At 30.3% G+C, this 18,011-nt stretch carries 18 protein-coding genes and 1 pseudogene; 6 read left to right on the top strand and 13 right to left on the bottom strand.

Annotation, left to right across the window (positions count from 1 at the left end; all coding sequences use genetic code 11):
* Nucleotides 1-75: 75 nt before the first annotated feature.
* Together RR409_RS12450 and RR409_RS12455 are read left to right on the top strand one after the other, a co-directional pair.
* Nucleotides 76-297, top strand: coding sequence for a small, acid-soluble spore protein, H family (locus RR409_RS12450; RefSeq protein WP_332558088.1), 222 nt, complete (start codon nucleotides 76-78; stop codon nucleotides 295-297).
* Between the two features lie 518 nt (nucleotides 298-815).
* Nucleotides 816-1,001: a hypothetical protein gene (locus RR409_RS12455; protein ID WP_332558089.1), complete on the top strand. Its 186-nt coding sequence runs from the start codon at nucleotides 816-818 to the stop codon at nucleotides 999-1,001.
* Nucleotides 1,002-1,064: 63 nt separating this feature from the next.
* Here RR409_RS12455 and truA read toward each other — a convergent pair whose 3' ends face one another.
* From truA to RR409_RS12470, 3 genes are all read right to left on the bottom strand, one after another.
* Entirely contained in the window at nucleotides 1,065-1,805 is a 741-nt protein-coding gene (gene truA, locus RR409_RS12460; RefSeq protein ID WP_332558090.1) for a tRNA pseudouridine(38-40) synthase TruA, read from the bottom strand.
* Between the two features lie 463 nt (nucleotides 1,806-2,268).
* Entirely contained in the window at nucleotides 2,269-3,759 is a 1,491-nt protein-coding gene (locus tag RR409_RS12465; protein ID WP_332558091.1) for a leucyl aminopeptidase, read from the bottom strand.
* Nucleotides 3,760-4,004: 245 nt separating this feature from the next.
* Nucleotides 4,005-4,889 (bottom strand): YitT family protein, encoded by an 885-nt coding sequence (locus tag RR409_RS12470; protein WP_332558092.1) that lies wholly within the window; start codon nucleotides 4,887-4,889, stop codon nucleotides 4,005-4,007.
* Between the two features lie 460 nt (nucleotides 4,890-5,349).
* Between RR409_RS12470 and cls the strand changes: the two genes are divergently transcribed.
* Nucleotides 5,350-6,804, top strand: coding sequence for a cardiolipin synthase (cls, locus tag RR409_RS12475; RefSeq protein WP_332558093.1), 1,455 nt, complete (start codon nucleotides 5,350-5,352; stop codon nucleotides 6,802-6,804).
* A gap of 75 nt (nucleotides 6,805-6,879) precedes the next feature.
* On the opposite strand, the gene RR409_RS12480 is transcribed toward cls, so the two are convergent.
* From RR409_RS12480 to RR409_RS12495, 4 genes and pseudogenes are all read right to left on the bottom strand, one after another.
* Nucleotides 6,880-7,557: a cytochrome c biogenesis protein CcdA gene (locus RR409_RS12480; protein ID WP_332558094.1), complete on the bottom strand. Its 678-nt coding sequence runs from the start codon at nucleotides 7,555-7,557 to the stop codon at nucleotides 6,880-6,882.
* Nucleotides 7,550-7,783, bottom strand: a pseudogene (locus tag RR409_RS12485) (thioredoxin family protein); the annotation flags it as partial. The gene RR409_RS12480 and the pseudogene RR409_RS12485, both read right to left, overlap by 8 nt.
* 12 nt (nucleotides 7,784-7,795) lie before the next feature.
* A complete protein-coding gene (locus RR409_RS12490) occupies nucleotides 7,796-7,975 on the bottom strand; it encodes a hypothetical protein (protein WP_332558095.1) in 180 nt (59 codons plus the stop codon).
* A 405-nt stretch (nucleotides 7,976-8,380) separates the two neighbouring features.
* Complete coding sequence (locus tag RR409_RS12495; protein ID WP_332558096.1) at nucleotides 8,381-9,943, bottom strand: hypothetical protein; 1,563 nt, start codon at nucleotides 9,941-9,943, stop codon at nucleotides 8,381-8,383.
* Nucleotides 9,944-10,263: 320 nt separating this feature from the next.
* On the opposite strand from RR409_RS12495, the gene RR409_RS12500 reads away from it, so the two are divergent.
* Nucleotides 10,264-10,842, top strand: coding sequence for a hypothetical protein (locus RR409_RS12500; RefSeq protein WP_332558097.1), 579 nt, complete (start codon nucleotides 10,264-10,266; stop codon nucleotides 10,840-10,842).
* A gap of 140 nt (nucleotides 10,843-10,982) precedes the next feature.
* A complete protein-coding gene (gene rluF / locus RR409_RS12505; protein WP_332558098.1) occupies nucleotides 10,983-11,753 on the top strand; it encodes a 23S rRNA pseudouridine(2604) synthase RluF in 771 nt (256 codons plus the stop codon).
* Nucleotides 11,754-12,017: 264 nt separating this feature from the next.
* On the opposite strand, the gene RR409_RS12510 is transcribed toward rluF, so the two are convergent.
* Nucleotides 12,018-12,566: a hypothetical protein gene (locus RR409_RS12510; RefSeq protein WP_332558099.1), complete on the bottom strand. Its 549-nt coding sequence runs from the start codon at nucleotides 12,564-12,566 to the stop codon at nucleotides 12,018-12,020.
* Between the two features lie 1,139 nt (nucleotides 12,567-13,705).
* On the opposite strand from RR409_RS12510, the gene ispF reads away from it, so the two are divergent.
* A complete protein-coding gene (ispF, locus tag RR409_RS12515; protein ID WP_332558100.1) occupies nucleotides 13,706-14,197 on the top strand; it encodes a 2-C-methyl-D-erythritol 2,4-cyclodiphosphate synthase in 492 nt (163 codons plus the stop codon).
* A 161-nt stretch (nucleotides 14,198-14,358) separates the two neighbouring features.
* Here the strand turns inward: ispF and RR409_RS12520 are convergent, their stop codons facing one another.
* The 5 genes from RR409_RS12520 to arcA all read right to left on the bottom strand — a co-directional run bounded on the left by RR409_RS12520 (nucleotide 14,359) and on the right by arcA (nucleotide 17,962).
* Complete coding sequence (locus RR409_RS12520; protein ID WP_332558101.1) at nucleotides 14,359-14,844, bottom strand: YhcN/YlaJ family sporulation lipoprotein; 486 nt, start codon at nucleotides 14,842-14,844, stop codon at nucleotides 14,359-14,361.
* Between the two features lie 99 nt (nucleotides 14,845-14,943).
* Nucleotides 14,944-15,165, bottom strand: a complete 222-nt coding sequence (locus tag RR409_RS12525) for a hypothetical protein (protein ID WP_332558102.1) — start codon at nucleotides 15,163-15,165, stop codon at nucleotides 14,944-14,946.
* A gap of 141 nt (nucleotides 15,166-15,306) precedes the next feature.
* A complete protein-coding gene (locus tag RR409_RS12530; protein WP_332558103.1) occupies nucleotides 15,307-15,465 on the bottom strand; it encodes a rubredoxin in 159 nt (52 codons plus the stop codon).
* Nucleotides 15,466-15,590: 125 nt separating this feature from the next.
* Entirely contained in the window at nucleotides 15,591-16,592 is a 1,002-nt protein-coding gene (gene argF / locus RR409_RS12535) for an ornithine carbamoyltransferase (protein WP_332558114.1), read from the bottom strand.
* Between the two features lie 152 nt (nucleotides 16,593-16,744).
* A complete protein-coding gene (gene arcA / locus RR409_RS12540) occupies nucleotides 16,745-17,962 on the bottom strand; it encodes an arginine deiminase (protein WP_332558115.1) in 1,218 nt (405 codons plus the stop codon).
* Between the last annotated feature and the right edge of the window lie 49 nt (nucleotides 17,963-18,011).

Consider the following 18,011-nt stretch of genomic DNA (forward strand, 5'->3'; position numbering starts at 1 on the left):
ATTAGATTAAAAACTTATTACATAAAGAAATAAAACATGGAAATCATAAAAGTAAACAAGGAGGAGACTTAATCTATGGAATCAACTAGAACTATGGAAATTAAAAGTTCAGCTAGTAACACCTCTGTATTTTATAATAATCATGAGGTATGGATCAGTAGTGTGGATACTCAAAATGATATTGCTCAGGTACTTGATTTAGTCACTGGAGAAACTTATGTGGTTCACTGCCGCAAGCTGTCTGAACAAAATAATGGCAGTAATAGCAACATGTATTCCTTCTATTCTTTTCATTAGCAATTTTAGTTAGTGAGGTATTATGAAAAGGAAAAATAAAAAAGTTTACCATAGAAAAAACCTCTAGTTTCATCGCTAGAGGTTTTTATTTTTATATTTCAGGACATTACTTAATTATATAACAATGTTTTTTATTGAATTAAATAAGCTTCAATGTTACATTATAATATATGAAACAATTTAACAGTCCATGTTTAATTGAAAATTTAATATATGAAATGTAATTAGGAAACTACATTAACCTATAATTCTATTTTGCATTCTCTTTTATATAAATTGCTTAAGAATGTTGTTGTGATGTAGAAGCAATATTTCACTTTATATAATAAATAATTAATAAATTGAATTACCATTTTTAGTGAATACTAAATTTTAATGAAACTCTAATTAATATCAGAAGGTTTCATTTAAAATTTATTTTATAATTGTCAGGTTGAGATCTAAACTCTCTAAGCACTACTAATATTAAAACTTAATCATGCTATAAAATTAAATTTGTAAATATAAAGGAGAACCATATGAAAGAACAGAACTTAAAATTAGCTCAGAAAGATATTGATGACGCTTTATTAACTATTGAGGAATTAGAAAAATCTCTTAAAGAAAACTCCATTTCAGACAACATAATTAAGGAAAACTTCTTAGAACTTTCTAGGAAAATGCAAGAAATTGAGGATATATTAAAAGAAGAAGGAATATTGTAACATAAAAAGAAGTAGAGGTTCACTCTACTTCTTTTTATGTTAAACTAATTTTAAGTTTATTTATTATTTGTAGTACACTTCCTTAAGGAAAAGTCCTTTAGCTTCTGCTACTGCTTTTGCATATTTTCTTTCCTTCTTATCTCTTATAACTTCTACTTCTTCAGGAGTTATAATTCCTAGTCCTACTTCTATTAGAGTACCAGTGATTATTCTCACCATATTCATTAAAAATCCATCTCCAGTATAACTTACATCTATATAGTCACCGTCTTTTTTAAACTCTATAGAATCTACAGTTCTAACTGTGGACTTTGTCTTTGATTTTAATGTAGTAAAGCTTTGAAAATCATGAGTTCCTATAAGATATTTAGTAGCTTCCTTCATTTTATTAATATTAAGCGGAGCCTCTACATGTATACAATGCTTAAGGTTAAATACATCTCTATATTTGTTATTATATATTCTATAAACATATGTCTTTCCTTTAGCATTATATCTTGCATGAAACTTCATTGGAACTTCCTCTACCGAAGTTACTTGAATATCTCCTGGTAGATAGCTATAACAATAATCTAATATATACTCTGGGGTTAAATCTGCCTCTGTAGTAAAGTTTGCTATGTATTCAAGTGCATGCACTCCCGCATCAGTTCTTCCACAACCATTTACTTTAATAGTTTCCTCTGTCATTTTACTAAGAAGAGCTTCTAGTTTTCCTTGAATAGTATTATCTTCTTCCTTTTGTTTTTGCCAGCCCTTATATCGCGTTCCGTCATATTGCATTGTTAGTTTTATATTTTTCATTTAAGTTTCTCCTACTTTCTAATTAAGGCATCTTCAAAAATAACTTGTGATTGTTCTAGTATATTTTGAGGAATACTGGGTCAATAAAATCTATTACCTATTGATAACTGAGCTATCAATAGAAGTTGTTTCCTTTCCCTCAGAAGCATGTTTGTGATTACAAAATGCCTCCATAACTTTCACTTATTATTTTATTTCATATGCCAAATCTATAAATTTTCTATCTTGAACTTTAAATCCTATAGATAAGGAACAAATTATATTTCCAGAGAATTTTTTATATTAAATTTCTGTCTCTATATTTTATATATTATACCATAAGCTTATCTTCTAAACAGTCTTGACTAGTTTACCACATATTTTATAGAAATAGCAAAAGACTATTTTAAAAGCTCTGTACTTATCTTTTAAAATAGCCTGTTTTCCTATATATTATTCAAAAATTTACTCCCTAAGTTTCAATTTAAGATTTTTTAACTAAAGTATATAATAGCCTTGCTCCGACTCCAGTTGCACCGCTAGAATGATATTCAGTAACTGGTTTTTCAGAAGCTGAAGTTCCTGCTATATCAAGATGTAGCCAAGGCTTGCCTTCTACAAATTCACCAATGAACAATCCTGCAGTAATACTTCCTGCTCTTGGCCCTCCAATATTTTTAAGATCTGCCATATCTCCTTTGATCTGTTCTTTATATTCATCAAAGGTTGGTAATCTCCAAACCTTTTCTCCTACTTCTTTTGACGCCTCTTCTAAATCTGCATAGAATTTATCATGATTTGTTAAAACTCCAGTAGTTACATTTCCAAGAGCTGTTACCACTGCTCCTGTTAAGGTTGCAATATCCACAACCCTTGTTGCCTTTTCATTTCTAATGATATAAGTTACTGCATCAGCTAAGGTTAATCTTCCCTCAGCATCAGTGTTTAGCACTTCTATAGTTTTTCCTGCCATGGATCCTATTATATCTCCTGGTCTATATGCTTCTCCTGATATCATATTCTCACAGGCAGCTACCACAGCTACTACATTTTTCCTAAGCTTCATTTTAGCTATGATGCTCATAGCTCCGATAACTGCACCAGCTCCACCCATATCTGTTTTCATATCTACCATGCCTAGAGCAGGTTTTATACAATATCCACCAGTATCAAAAGTTAGTCCTTTTCCTACAAGTCCAAATACCTCTTCTTGATTTTCACTATCCCCTGTATATTTCATTACAATTAACTTTGGTTCATTTGCTGAACCCTTGGCTACTGCCACATATGCTTCCATGCCTAACTTAGTTATTTCCTCTTTACCATACACCTTAACTTCAAATCCGTAATCTTCACCAATCTTTTCTGCTCTAACAGCAAGCTGTGCTGGAGTTAAAACATTAGCTGGTTCATTAACTAATTTTCTTGCTATTAAATTTCCTTCACCTAGTGCTATTCCTTCTTTTATCGCTTCTTCTAATCCATTCACATCACACTGACTACAGCATAATAAGGTCACAGTATTTAAGTCTACTGGCTTTTTATCACTCTTATAGCTATCAAAAGCATATGTTGCCATGATTATAGCTTCACTTATAGCTTTTACTGCTCCTTCCATATCGAAGTATCTTCTAAGAGCTGGCATATTGATTTCTAATGATGATGCCTTAAGTTTTATACACTCTTTTATTAGCTTTCCAGTGTTTTTTCTAATAGTTTCTAGTGTAAGTTCTTCCCCTTTACCCTCTCCTATTAAAATCACTTTGCTTGGAGCCTGTTTTCTAAGTAAATTTGCAGTATATAATTCTCCCTTTTTCCCAGTGAACTCTTTACTTTCAATTACAAAAGAAATTGCATCGTTAATAGTCTCATCTTCAAATTTCATATGAAAATCCTCTTTAGATTCAAACATAAAGATTGCTTTAACTTCTGCTGCTTCCTTGTATTCATTAAATTTCACTACTTTTATAACCATGATTTCACCCCTTCTATTATTACAATAGCTTAAGAACGTCTTAAGATGATAAATCTATCGAAACTTTCACATTGGCTGCTTTAAACATTGATATGGCTATGAGACTTATCTTTTAAAATATCCTTAACTATTTTTTACACATTTGTAAATTAAATTCTATAGAAGATTGGTTATTCCTTCTTTTTTTAGCCAGGTTAATAGAAATTTAATATTTATTAATTATCAATACTCATTAATAATTAATATTACTTACCTTCGTCAAATTGAGGTTCGGTAAACCCTCTTCCCACAACTTCTCTTACATCTGTAATAGTTATAAAGGCCTTATCATCAATGATAGTTACAATTTTTTGCAGAGCAACTATTTGATTTTTAGAGCATACTACAAATAATATTTTCTTATCTCCTCCGGTGTACATTCCTGTGCCATTAAGACCTGTTACTCCTCTTTTCAATTCCTTCATTAAGGCATTAGATACTTCTTCTGACTTTGTTGAAATAATATGCACTGCCTTAGAATAGTTTATACCTTCTAATACACTATTTATAACCTTAGAAATAATAAACACAGAAATTAATGCATACATAGCCTTTTCTACCCCAAATACAAATAATCCAATTGTAATAATTACAGAATCTATTCCAAGCATTATATTGGAAATTTGTAAGGTTTTAAAATAATGCTTAATTATTGTAGCTAAAAGATCTGTACCTCCAGTACTTGCTGAAGCTCTTAATACAAGACCAACTCCAAGTCCAACTAAGGCACCCCCAAATACACTAGCAATTAAAAGATCTGATTCTACTGCTGGTATATAACTTGTATACCAAAGTGCTATGGAAAGAAAACCAGCCGCAAACAAAGCTTTCCCTGCAAAGGATCTTCCTTTTATTCTTATGCCAATTATAAATAGTGGTATATTAACTACTAAATTTGTTAGCCATAATGGAATCTCAAACCCTATGCTATTTTTTGATACATATTCTACTATAATAGCAAAACCTGACACCCCTCCTGTAACTAATTGATAGGGAGAATAAAACACATTAATTCCCATAGCTAATATAGTTACTCCTATGATTATTAGCAAATATTTTTTTATTTCTTCATTTTCAAATACACTTTTCATAATTTCAAAACCTCTCTTTATATTTTTCCTCAATAATTTATAACATATTTTATAGCTTTTAGGGGGCAATTTTCAAAAGAATGTCAATTGATTATATTCTTAATTTGCTGACAAAGTAATTATTTTACTATAATCATTACCACTGATATTATCTCTAAATTTAAAATTAACATGAATTATATTTTCACTATTTGGATACCTTTATAGTATTAGGCATTTTTTGTAAAAGCATGAATAAACTTATTTTGTCAAAATACTTTTTTCATTTTATTTTACATATATTGATAGTTATCAGTTTTACCTTTAAACTATATATTATATTGCTGAACTAACCTATACTTATTTAGCACTATTACGATAATTAATGTATTCTTCTAAAATACAACTATAATTTTTTTATACCTTTAAACCTTATTGTATTTTTTATAATAATATTAGCACCATTTATAAGGAGTTTTTTATGGATGCATATAACATTTTCATAAGTATTGTAAACTTTACCTTTGTCATTAATATTATATTCGCAATAGTTGTTATTCTATTTGAGCGAAAAAATGCCCATAGCACTTGGACCTGGCTTATGATTATGCTATTTATACCAGTGCTTGGCTTCATATTTTACTTATTTTTTGGTCAAGATCTTAGAAGAAAAAAGTTCTTCTATCTGAAAAAAGAAGAAGAAGAACGTCTACTTTCTATTGTTTCTGAGCAAAAGAACATATTAAACAACGAAAATCTTATAAATCAAAATGAATTTCTTCACGAGTACCATGATATCATTTCATTAAATCTATATAGTGACAATGCTATATTCACTACTAACAATGAAATACAGATCTTAAATAATGGTGTTGAGAAATTCCCAGCCCTAATTAATTGCCTAAAGAATGCCAAAAAGTACATTCATCTTGAATATTATATCTTTAATGATGATGATCTTGGTCATGAAATATTAAACATTCTTGTAGAGAAGGCTAATGAAGGGGTGGATGTTAAGGTATTATATGATGGCATGGGATGTATACATAATAACATTAAGTTTTTTGATTCTTTAAAGGCAGCTGGTGGAGAAGCTGTATGCTTTTTTCCTCCTTTTATACCATATATAAATATCAGAATAAATTACAGGAACCATAGAAAGATTTGCATCATAGATGGTGAACATGGCTTTGTTGGAGGACTAAATATAGGTGACGAATATTTAGGACTATCGAAAAAGTTTGGGTTTTGGAGAGATATACACCTTTACTTGAAAGGTGATTCCTTGGACTCTCTTCAAATACGTTTTCTTCTCGATTGGAGGTTTGCGGCAGGCCAAGACTTTGTTATGGATCAACATTATTTCCCTAAAAGAGATAGGTTAAACCATAAAGGAGTTCAAATAATTACCAGTGGACCTGACTCTAAGTGGTGTTCCATTAGAAATACCTATTTAAAATTAATATACAAGGCTAAAAAAAATATTTATATAGAAACCCCTTATTTTGTGCCAGATGAAAGTATTTTAACTGCCCTTAAAATTGCTTCTCTATCTGGAATCGATGTGAAAATTATAATTCCATGTAAACCTGATCACCCATTTGTATATTGGGCTTCTAAATCCTATATATGGGATCTTATGGATTCTGGAGCAAAATGCTATACTTATGATAATGGATTTATCCATAGTAAGATGGTTTCCATAGATGGTAAGGCTTGTTCCATCGGTTCTGCAAATATGGATATTAGAAGCTTTAGCCTTAACTTTGAAGTAAATGCAATAATTTATGACGAAGCCACTACGCTAAAATTAGATGAAGCTTTTAAACGAGATTTATTGGAATCAACACGACTTACTGAGGAACATTACAAGAATCGAAGTATTTTTATTAGATTTAAAGAGTCTGTTTCTAGACTTTTATCTCCAATATTATAAGCTATTTCCTACTTAATTAAAAAAACACTACATAGATATTTGATTATCTATGTAGTGGTTTTTACTATATTAGTCTTACATTCCCATATATAAAAGATATAATCCTATAAGTATTACCAGTACTCCAAAACAAACCTTTGCTATATTCCCTAATTTAAAGTATTTAGGGGACTTTTGTAGGGCTTCGATAATGCCCACTGAGGAACCTGCGATTACTATAAGAACACAGTGCCCTATAGAGTATAACAACAACATGACTATACCTAAAGTAACATTCCCATTTGTTGCTACAAAGGCAAGAATAGCTGCAAGCATCGGTGTAGCACAAGGAGATGAAAGGGCCCCCCCCAATATTCCTAAGAAAAATGCTCCTATTAATCCTTTTCTTCTTTTGGGAATTTTACAGGTATTACTTTCTTTAGTTTTAATAACTCCAACAGCTTGAAGTCCTACAAAAAGCATTATTAATCCTAGTAATAGATACCACCACTTTCCTGCACCTGAGAAAAACTTTCCAAGTACTGCAGATAATACACCTAAGGATACAAAAGTAAAAATTAATCCTAAGGCAAACACAAGAGAGTATCTAAAAGCAAGATTTTTATCTTTTTTTGCATTTGTTCCAACATACCCAATTACTAAAGGCACAGTAGATAGTAAGCACGGACTAAAGGATGAAATAAGTCCAGCAACAAAGGACATAAACAGTGCTATAAATATATTACCCGATATTAGTGCGGTTAAATTATTCATCTAATTTAACCCCCATTTCTTTAAATACTTCTTTTATCCTATTTTCATCAGTGGCTCCTGTATATCCTCCAAATACTTCTAATTCACTTTTAAAGAATATGGTAGTTGGAACTACAGTTACTCTATATTTATATGCATAGTCTGGATTTTCATCTAAATCTATTTTAACCACATTAACTTTATCTTTGTATTTTGGTGCAAATTCTTTTAAAACAGCTTCCATCTGTTTACAAGATGGTCATGTAACAGTACTCAACATCATAAGTGTAGGTAAAGCTTCATTTATATCCTCCATTGATGTGTATACATAGTCATTAGCTTTCAATGATTCTGGAGTATAAACATTCTTAAAATAGTACATTCCTCCAATAACTATTATAAGAACTCCTATAATAATTCCCTTAACCCAATTTTTCATAATATCCCCCTTTTATTTTTTATTCCAGTGAACGTAGCAACTGATTAACACCCCAACTAGAGATAAAATAACGCTGAACTTTTTATAGCTACTTAATCTTATATTCTCTCTATATATTATATTGTATTTTAACGATATATTCTATATTAATATATGATTCCTTGTAATTAAACATAACTTCATTACAAACTTATGATAAAAAGTTAAGATTTAAAAATATATAAAGGCCTTATCTTAATGAATTACATTTAGATAAGGCCTTTATATATTCTTAGAGTCATCGTCATAACATTCATATAGGAGTTATGAAAATAAAAGAGCAGCAATAAAATTCTTTATTGCTGCTCTTTGTTTTAATCCCATTTAATATGGTTTTTCTTATCCATCTTTAAGACAAAATTAACTTTAAGTTATAAATGGAACAAATATAACTAAGGTTAATACCGTATCTACAAATAATGAAATGAAAAATTTCAGTATCCCTAAATCCTCTGTATCTCTCTTATATAATAAATAACCGTAAGCATAACTTATAGCTCCTATTAATGAACACACTAGCACACCCACTAATTTAGAAGACAACACTTCTGGTAATAACCCTGCATAATCTACATAAAATACTGGGATTATTCCATATGTTTTAACAGCTATTGCAAATATAGCTAGCCCTATAAATCCTCTTAGCTTTGTTTTTTCTGAATAAGCATAATCAAAGAAAGCAAAAGTACCTGCCACTAGCATTACAGGTAGTATCCATTTAAACCCGTAAACGAACACATAGGCAAGACCATACATTAATCCTTCCATTGCAGAACCCAAGGCTCTTGATCTTTCCGAAGCTCTTGGTGCATTATTAACTTGTTTAAATTCCTCATTAGTAGACCCAATATTTATGTCCTTACTATCAATACCACTAAAGCTTAAATAAGCTGTATAGTCGTCAACAACATAAGGTGAAAAACAGGTTTCTCTAGTTCTGCTAACATATTCAATATCACTTGTTTTTCCATCTTTTAATGTAAAGGAAATTATATTCTCCTGATAAGATTTTTTCCCGAAAGCTCTTCCAAACACACCATAAAATTTACCGCCATCTTGTGAGTAAACCCCTGTATTTTCTCTTATTATTTTTGAGTTTCCTATATATACAGGATTAACCACTGAATCACTACCATCTAATGAAAATTCTATGCCCTTTGCTCCATTAAATTCACCTTTAAATTGCTCCTCTAATATTATATATCCCTTTTTCCCATCACTTGAACAAGATATTTGTCCATAACCCACATTATCGGACTTATTTAACTTTGCAGCAATTTTAGGTTCATTTACTATATCTCCTTCTGTAGTGAAAAATTTAAAGGTATCCTTACCTTCAATAAAACAAATAAAAAAACCATTATTAACTTTACTCCCAGTAATCATAGATACATCACTGACCTTAACGTCTTGATTCTTATCTCTTATTGAATCTATGATTTCAATTTTATCCTTGTAGGCTAAAACATAGTTATTACTATCTAATTGATATATGAAGTTTACACCTTCTATTCTTTCCCTTTTCACTAAATTTAGCTCTTCATCTAAAAATAACTTTTCTAAATAACCCACACTATTTATTGTAGAGTTATACCCGAGTATATATCCATTGTTTGTCTTAACAAATAATGTATCTTTTATAAATTCTTCATCTACACTAAAATTTTTACTTGATATAGGTTGTCCTTTTGAATCCGTGCTTGAGATGCTTAATCTTTTTATATCATCATATGCTACTAATATTCGCTTGTCTTCCTTTATAACTATAGGATTGGTCTTTGTGTTACCATTTCCAACCTTAACTTCCTTGCTCCATAGATTTGATGGTGGTTTTTTGTATAAATCATAGCTATATGTGTATTGAAAGAATAATGTTAATAAGAAAACTACGATAATTCCTATACCTACAATATTTTTTTTACTTTTCATTTTGTATCCCCCAAATTAACCAAATATTTTAAATGTTGTAAAAACAATTATACTCCCATAAATTTCAATTCACAAATTATATTTTTATGAATTACTTAGTAACGTCTCTAAAATAACGCATTAATATGGAAATCTACAGCGTAACTTCCTTGACTTTTAATTTGCTTCACTCACCGTGACATAGTGAGTTAGAAATATTTTTCCATTGATGGCTACAAATTTATATAGATATCAGTAAATACTCATGGAAAGACTATAGATGCTAAAAGGCATTTGTGCTAAAATTAATCTAGTTATTATGATTTAGTGGGGGCTTTGATATGAAAAAATCTGGTAAAGTTTTGAATTTTGATAATGAAAAAGTCTATTTAATGACAAAAGAAAACTCATTTGTGACTGTAGAAAGAAACAAAACAGTACCTGTAAAAGGTGAAGCGTATAGCGGTGAAGAAATAATTTCACCTTCTAAGCTTGTAGGAGCCCTATCTTTACTAGTAATAGGTTCCATCTTATGTATCTATCTTATAAACTTCTTGTTTTTTAGACCAGATGCTTCTATTGTAGTGTCATTTAATACAAATATCAAAATTGGTATTAATAATAATAAGATTGTTAAGATAGATGGCATTGGAGGAAACTCTCTTGATTTAGTTAGTGCATCCTCTGTAAAAGGTAATGATCTAAATGACGGACTTATCATACTTTTTGATGAAGCTTTAAGCCAAAAGCTAATAGATACATATACAGGATATGATAGAGGAAAGATAGCTGTATACATTACTAATGCTGGACATAAAGAACCTCTTAATTTTAATAAGTTTTCAGATTATGCTTATGATAAAAACTATGATATTTTAGTAAATAAGAATGATAATAAGATTCCTGAAATCTTAAATTAACCAAAACCAAATTCATGTTGTGATATTACTTCTAAATGAAGATTTTATATCCAATAAAGTTTATTATAAAGAAGGAAGTTCTCACTTACTTAAAGTAAGAGGCTTGCCCTTGAAAATGCTATTTAATGGAGGAATTCCAGATGGATAATAAGGAAGAACATTTTATAAGATTAAATAAATATATTAGTGAAAGTGGCATGTGCTCAAGAAGAGATGCAGATAAGTTTATCCAAGAAGGTAAGGTTTTTATTAATGGAAAAAGAGCTGAAATTGGAACAAAGGTGTGCCACTTTGACAAGGTTACTGTAAATGGAAAAACTATTAATCCTAAGAGTAAAAAGGTCTACATTGCTTTTAACAAGCCTGTGGGAATAACTTGTACTACTGAAACTCATGTTAAAGATAATATTATAAATTTCTTAGACTTCAAAGAGAGAATCTTTCCTATTGGGAGATTGGATAAACCTTCTGAAGGCCTAATATTTTTAACCAGTGATGGAGATATTGTAAACAAAATTCTCAGAGCTGGTAATAATCATGAAAAAGAATATTTAGTTGCAGTGGATAAGCCCATTACAGATGAATTTATAAAGAAAATGAGTAATGGTATTCCTATATTAGGCACTATAACAAAAAAATGCATTGTAAAAAAGGAATCCACTTACGTTTTTAGAATTATCCTTACTCAGGGATTAAATAGACAAATAAGAAGGATGTGCGAATATCTAAATTATAATGTTACTAGACTTCAACGGGTTAGGATAATGAATGTTACCTTAAAGAACTTACCTCTAGGAAAATGGCGCTACTTAACAGAAAAAGAAATGGAGAACATCAATTATTTGATTAAAGACTCGGTAAAAACCGAAGAAGCGTCCACTGAAACTGACCTAGGTGAAGATGAAGCTTAATTATCCTTTCAATATTTCACTTTTATATTTGAAAAAAAATCACTATGAACTACACCGATGTTCATAGTGATTTTTATGTTTAATGCAAATAATGAATATTTCTTTATAAATATCTTCATTACATTGGATTTTTGGGACAAAACTTTATAGTTATGAACATTATCAACAATAATCTTGTGCATAACTTGTTAATAATGCCTCTTTTTTACACAACTAATCATGTAATGTTGCATTTTTGTCCATACTTTTTAAATTATAACTATATTATTTTGCAGCTTCTAATTCAGCTTTGAATAACTCAGCAAATTGTTTTTGAGTTACTATATCTTTGATTTCCTTAACTTCTTTTAAAGTTGGTTCATAATTATTTGGTATTGTTAAAGTTATTTCAAAAACTGTTGTTGGAGCTTTATCATCACCATAAACCACCACATAATCTTTTTCTAGTTTATCTCCATTTACATTTCTATAGTATGGATAAACTTTTGCTTTGGTAGCATCTATTTTATTATCTACCATAGCCTTTTCCACTAATACTTTTGCTTTCTCAGTATAAGCTTTTTCATCTTCTTTTTTCATTAATTTAATTGTGTTAATTTCGTTATAGAAATAATCTTTGTTTGCTGTTCCATTTAATAATGCAACAAAATTGTCATAAGTTACTTCTTGTTGTTTTGCTTCTTCCTTAGGTTGTTCTTTACTTTCCACTTTTGTTTGCTCTGCAGAATTTCCACTTGTTTCAGCTGAATTTCCACAACCAACAAATGAAGCCATCATTCCTGCAGCTAATACTAATGATATAATTTTTTTCATTTTAACCCCTCCAAATTCTTTACCTTGGTATTTTATACTCTTTTTTCCTTTAGCTTGTCCAACCTCAATTATTATAACACCTATTCAAAATTATTAAAATATTTTATGTATACACAATATTAACAATCAATGAAATTTTTGTTATATTTATTTTTACAAATATATTATGCTAGAAATAAGCTTTCCACGCACAACTTATAGTGAATTTTTAATGCTCTTCTACTACATATTGTATTATGCATTTTATGGGAGTTTTATCACAAACTTAGGATTTTATATAAAGCACTTAAACCTCTCTGAATAATGATGATTTTAAACATTTTATTAGTTATTAACACAATGTGTGCACAATAACAAAAAATTGTATACAAAATTTTCTTAATAATGGAAAAAACAGCTCAAAAATATATAGTTATCAACATTGTCCACATTTACCTTGTTGATAACTTGTGGAACTACTGTTAATATATAAGATTTAACATAAAACTACATAATTTGTTGTTAAACAAGAATTTTCGATATACATATTCTTACATAATCATCAGGGAATAATTTTAAAGTTTTCCACATTGTCCACACTAATGTGCATAGATTGTTGATAACCTGCATATACTATTTTGTTATTTACTTCTAATGTGGTAAAGATTGTACTTTCACCGCCTCTAAAACTGTTAATTTATTAACATATTTAACAAATACTTACAATGTGTTATAATTGTATTAAGATACATTTATTGCATTTTATGTAAAGGGGTGTTAATGTTGGGGGCTATAATCCATGTTGACTTTACTTCAAAGAAAACCTTGAAAAAGAAAGAAAAAACCAAACAGCGGGGCTGCAAACTATCCACCTTAATAAAAACATTAGATGTAAACAATGAGAATAAAAGTTTATTTCTAAGATGTTTAGGCTTTAGGTTCTTAATATAATAGCTTTTATTATTGCACAGGTCTACCTGTGCACTTTTTTACCTTTAATTGATAACCATTTGTACTCGCTCCATGGCATGGTTGTATAAAAATTATATTGATGTTAATATTATAAGCAAATAAAACCCTTAGGGGTGTTCAAATTAGCTTGTGATTAAGGCATCCTTCACTTATTATTTTATTTAAGATGCCTAAGAAAGGAAGTTTTTATGAGAGTTGGATTAGGTTATGATGTACATAAACTTGTAGAAAACAGGGCCTTAATAATGGGTGGAGTCTCAATTCCTTATGAAAAGGGATTACTTGGTCATTCTGATGCAGATGTACTACTTCATGCTATAATGGATAGTCTTTTAGGGGCCTCAGCTTTAGGGGATATAGGTAAGCACTTCCCTGATACCGATGTTAAATATAAAGGTGCTTCTAGTGTAAAATTACTGGAGCATGTGGGGAAATTGTTATCTCTTAATAACTATAACATTGAGAATATTGATGCCACTATTATTGCCCAAAAACCTAAAATGGCACCTTATATTAATGATATGGTTAAAAATATTGCTAGAGCTCTTAACATCGAAGAAACCAGAGTAAATGTAAAAGCTACCACCGAAGAAGGGTTAGGCTTTACAGGCAGTGGTGAAGGAATATCTTCTCAAAGTATTTGTCTCTTAACAAAAGCTTTAAATACATCCCAAAAGTAAATCTTCATCATTGTAGTACACTTTATGTAATATCAGGTAGCTAAAAAGCACTATGAACTTCAATTATGTTCATAGTGCTTTTACCACATTTTATACAACTTATGAGTCTATTTTTGTGAGTTGTATACTTTTTTTCATTTTACTTTTCTCTCTTTTATAATCTAAGCCCCTAACTTATCCATAATTTCTGAGAGATCTTTCTTTAATTCTTCAAAGGTTTTACCATTCATAAAGTCATTTGTCATTTCATCTAAGTTTTCAAGTAGTTCCTTATCTGCTGTAATTGCAACTTTTTTTGTTTTTGGAGAAATCTCTTTTACTTTTTCTTCTATCTTATTCCTCAAATCTTCAGTTATCTCCTCTGCACCATCCTTCATAGCCACACCTACCAGGGCAGTGCTTTCTTTGATAAATACTGTAGCTTTATCTATGCCTTCTATATCATTAAGACCTTGAGAAATCTTTTTCCCTAACAATATACTGTCACTATTAGAGTCCTTTTCTGTTGTAGAACTTTCACTGCTTTGTCCTTGCTCTTCACTATTATTTTTCATATTATTATTTGCCTTTGCACAGCCAAATAAAATAACACTTCCCATAAATAATGCCATAAATATAGATAATACCGCATTATATTTTCTTTCCATTTAACTACCCCCTAAATTTTTATATATGTTATTATTTCCTATAACATAAAATTTATGAGGTATTTGTAATCCCATGAATACAATAAAATCTATAATTTCTTACATAAGCATGCTTTCTTTAAATATTTCTCTAGTAATGTAAAACTTCCCATCTACTTCCTTTAGCTCAAATTCACTTACAGTAGTTACTCTTTCTGCTTTTTCAATATGCAATACATATCCCTCTTCATTTCTATTTTTAAAAAATAACTTTGAAAATTTCACTACTCTTATTGCTGAGCCTTCCATATCATAAATAACCTTTGGAATTTCTTTTAGCATAATATCTCTCCTTGTCTCTCCGTTGTTAATTGATGATATATAATATTACGCATATCCAATATTTATGATAAAAGTTGGGTAAAATTTTCAATTCTCTATGCAAAAATAAAAGCTGACAGCTAAGCTGTCAGCTAATTATTCTTATTCTTCTTCAAATTGGTCTTTACCTACTCCACATAATGGGCATACCCACTCTTCTGGAACGTTTTCCCAAGATGTTCCTGGCTCAACTCCATTGTCTGGATCACCAGTTTCTGGATCGTAAACATATCCGCATACAACACAAACGTATTTTTTCATAATATCCCTCCTACTATAAAAATATTTCAACCTTATTTTACGATATTTACATGAAAAATATACTAAATAAAATAATGTTTTACAAATAGTTTACATCATGTAATAATAATTATCAATAAATATTATTAACATCCTAAAGTTGCTACCATCACTGCCTTAATAGTATGCATTCTGTTTTCCGCTTCATCAAACACTATGGAGGCTTCACTTTCAAACACATCATTTGAAACTTCCATTCCATCTAAGCCATACTTCTCAAAAATTTCTTTTCCAATTTTAGTTTTAGTATCATGAAATGCTGGTAAGCAATGCATAAACTTAGTATCTCTTTTTCCTGTTAAAGCCATCATCTCTTTATTAACTTGATATGGTTTTAAAAGTTTAATTCTTTCTACCCAAACGCTATCTGGTTCTCCCATAGATACCCAAACATCTGTGTAGATAACATCAGCATCCTTAACCCCTTCTGCTACATTATCAGTTAATGTAATTTTTGCTCCTGTTTCCTGTGCCACTAATCTGCATTTTTCTACTAATGCTTCCTCTGGAAATAATGATGTTGGTGTTACAATTCTAAAATCCATACCCATTTTAGCAGCACCAATCATCAAAGCATTGGCCATATTATTTCTTCCATCTCCAGTGTATACAAATACAACTTCACTTAAAGGTTTAGAAAAATGCTCATTAATAGTTAAAAAATCTGCTAAAATTTGTGTTGGATGATCTTCAGTAGTCAAGCCATTCCAAACTGGTACCCCTGCATACTGTGCAAGTTCTTCTACTATTTCTTGTCCAAAACCTCTGTATTCAATCCCATCATACATTCTTCCAAGAACTCTTGCGGTGTCAGCTACTGACTCCTTCTTTCCCATTTGACTTCCTGTTGGTCCAAGGTATGTAACATGAGCTCCTTGGTCATGTGCAGCTACTTCAAAGGCACATCTTGTTCTTGTAGAGTCCTTCTCAAAAATTAAAGCTATATTTTTACCTACTAATCTTGGTTGTTCTACACCTGTATATTTTGCCTTTTTTAGATCCTGAGAAAGCTCCAAAAGATAGTTTATTTCCTTTGGTGAAAAATCCATTAGTGTTAAAAAGTGTCTGTTTCTTAAGTTAAACATTATAACTACCCCCATATATTTAGTAAATTTTCATGGCATTAATTTTATATAACACCATAAGCATTATTGATATAATTTTAAAATGATATTAAAACGATTTCATTTAACACTTAAAATATATTAAATGCTAAACTTGTTATATACTTTATGAACTTTTATTTGAACATAATATCTTCTCTTACAAAAGGCATAGACATACAACGTGGGCCACCTCTGCCTCGTGATAATTCACTAGAAGGCATTTGTAATACTTCAATATTATGTTTGTCTAGAATTTCATTTGTAATGTAGTTTCTCTCGTAGGTCACAACCTTCCCTGGAGAAATAGCTAACGTATTAGATCCATCATTCCATTGTTCTCTTCCTGATATAATTCTATCTCCACCACCACATCTTATTAAAGTAGCATGTATTCCTAGGTATTTTGATAATACTGCTTCTAGTTCCCCATCCTCTTCTTTTGCAATAAGCTCTTTCTTATTTTCATCATACCTTATTGCTGTGACCTTCAATGCAACTTCAATAGCTGGATGAATAGTAAATTTATCATAATCAATCATAGTAAACACTGTATCGAGATGCATAAATGCTCTGCTTTTTGGTATGTCAAAAATTAATACAGTTTTGAAAGTTTCATTATTTTCAAATATAGTCCTTGCGAGGGTAAATATAGACTCTTTATCAGTTCTTTCACTACACCCCACCGCAATCAAGTCCTTTGATAAAACAAGTTCATCTCCACCCTCTAATGTTGTTGGATGATATCTATCATACCAAAGCCTAATACCAGAATCTTTAAAGCTAGGATGATGCTTAAAAATATACTTACCAAAGATAGTTTCTCTTCTACGAGTATTTCTTCTCATGGAGTTAAGGGATACCCCTGTACCTATGCAAGCAAAAGGATCTCTAGTAAAATATAAGTTTGGCATTGGATCTAAAATAAAGGGATACTCAGTAAGCCCTTCCTCTATTCCTACATCCTTCTTTCTAACTCCAGCCATTATAGTATCTATAAGCCCCTTTTCTGGCATAGAATATAAATAGCTTTTAGCTTCTTTTTTTACATTTTCATCTACAATACCACTTTCTTCTATTACTTCATCTAGAAAAATTCCCTTTATTTCTTTATCTCTTATTGCCTCCGCAGCTAACTTTTCTAAATAAAGAACCTCTACTCCCTCTTTTCTCAGTATGTTGGCAAATATATCATGCTCTTCCCGAGCAACCTTTAAGTAAGGTATATCATCAAACAATAATCTTTCCAAATACTCTGGTGTAAGGTTTTCAATCTCTTGTCCTGGTCTATGAAGAAGTACTGTTTTTAACTTACCAATTTCAGAGTAAACCTGTATTTTACGCGGCTCCATAATTTCACTCTCCTTCCCCATTTTTAGACCTATCTATATAAAACAGTAATGA

The sequence above is a fragment of the Clostridium sp. genome, assembly GCF_036642255.1.
Classification (GTDB): Bacteria; Bacillota; Clostridia; order Clostridiales; family Clostridiaceae; genus Clostridium_J.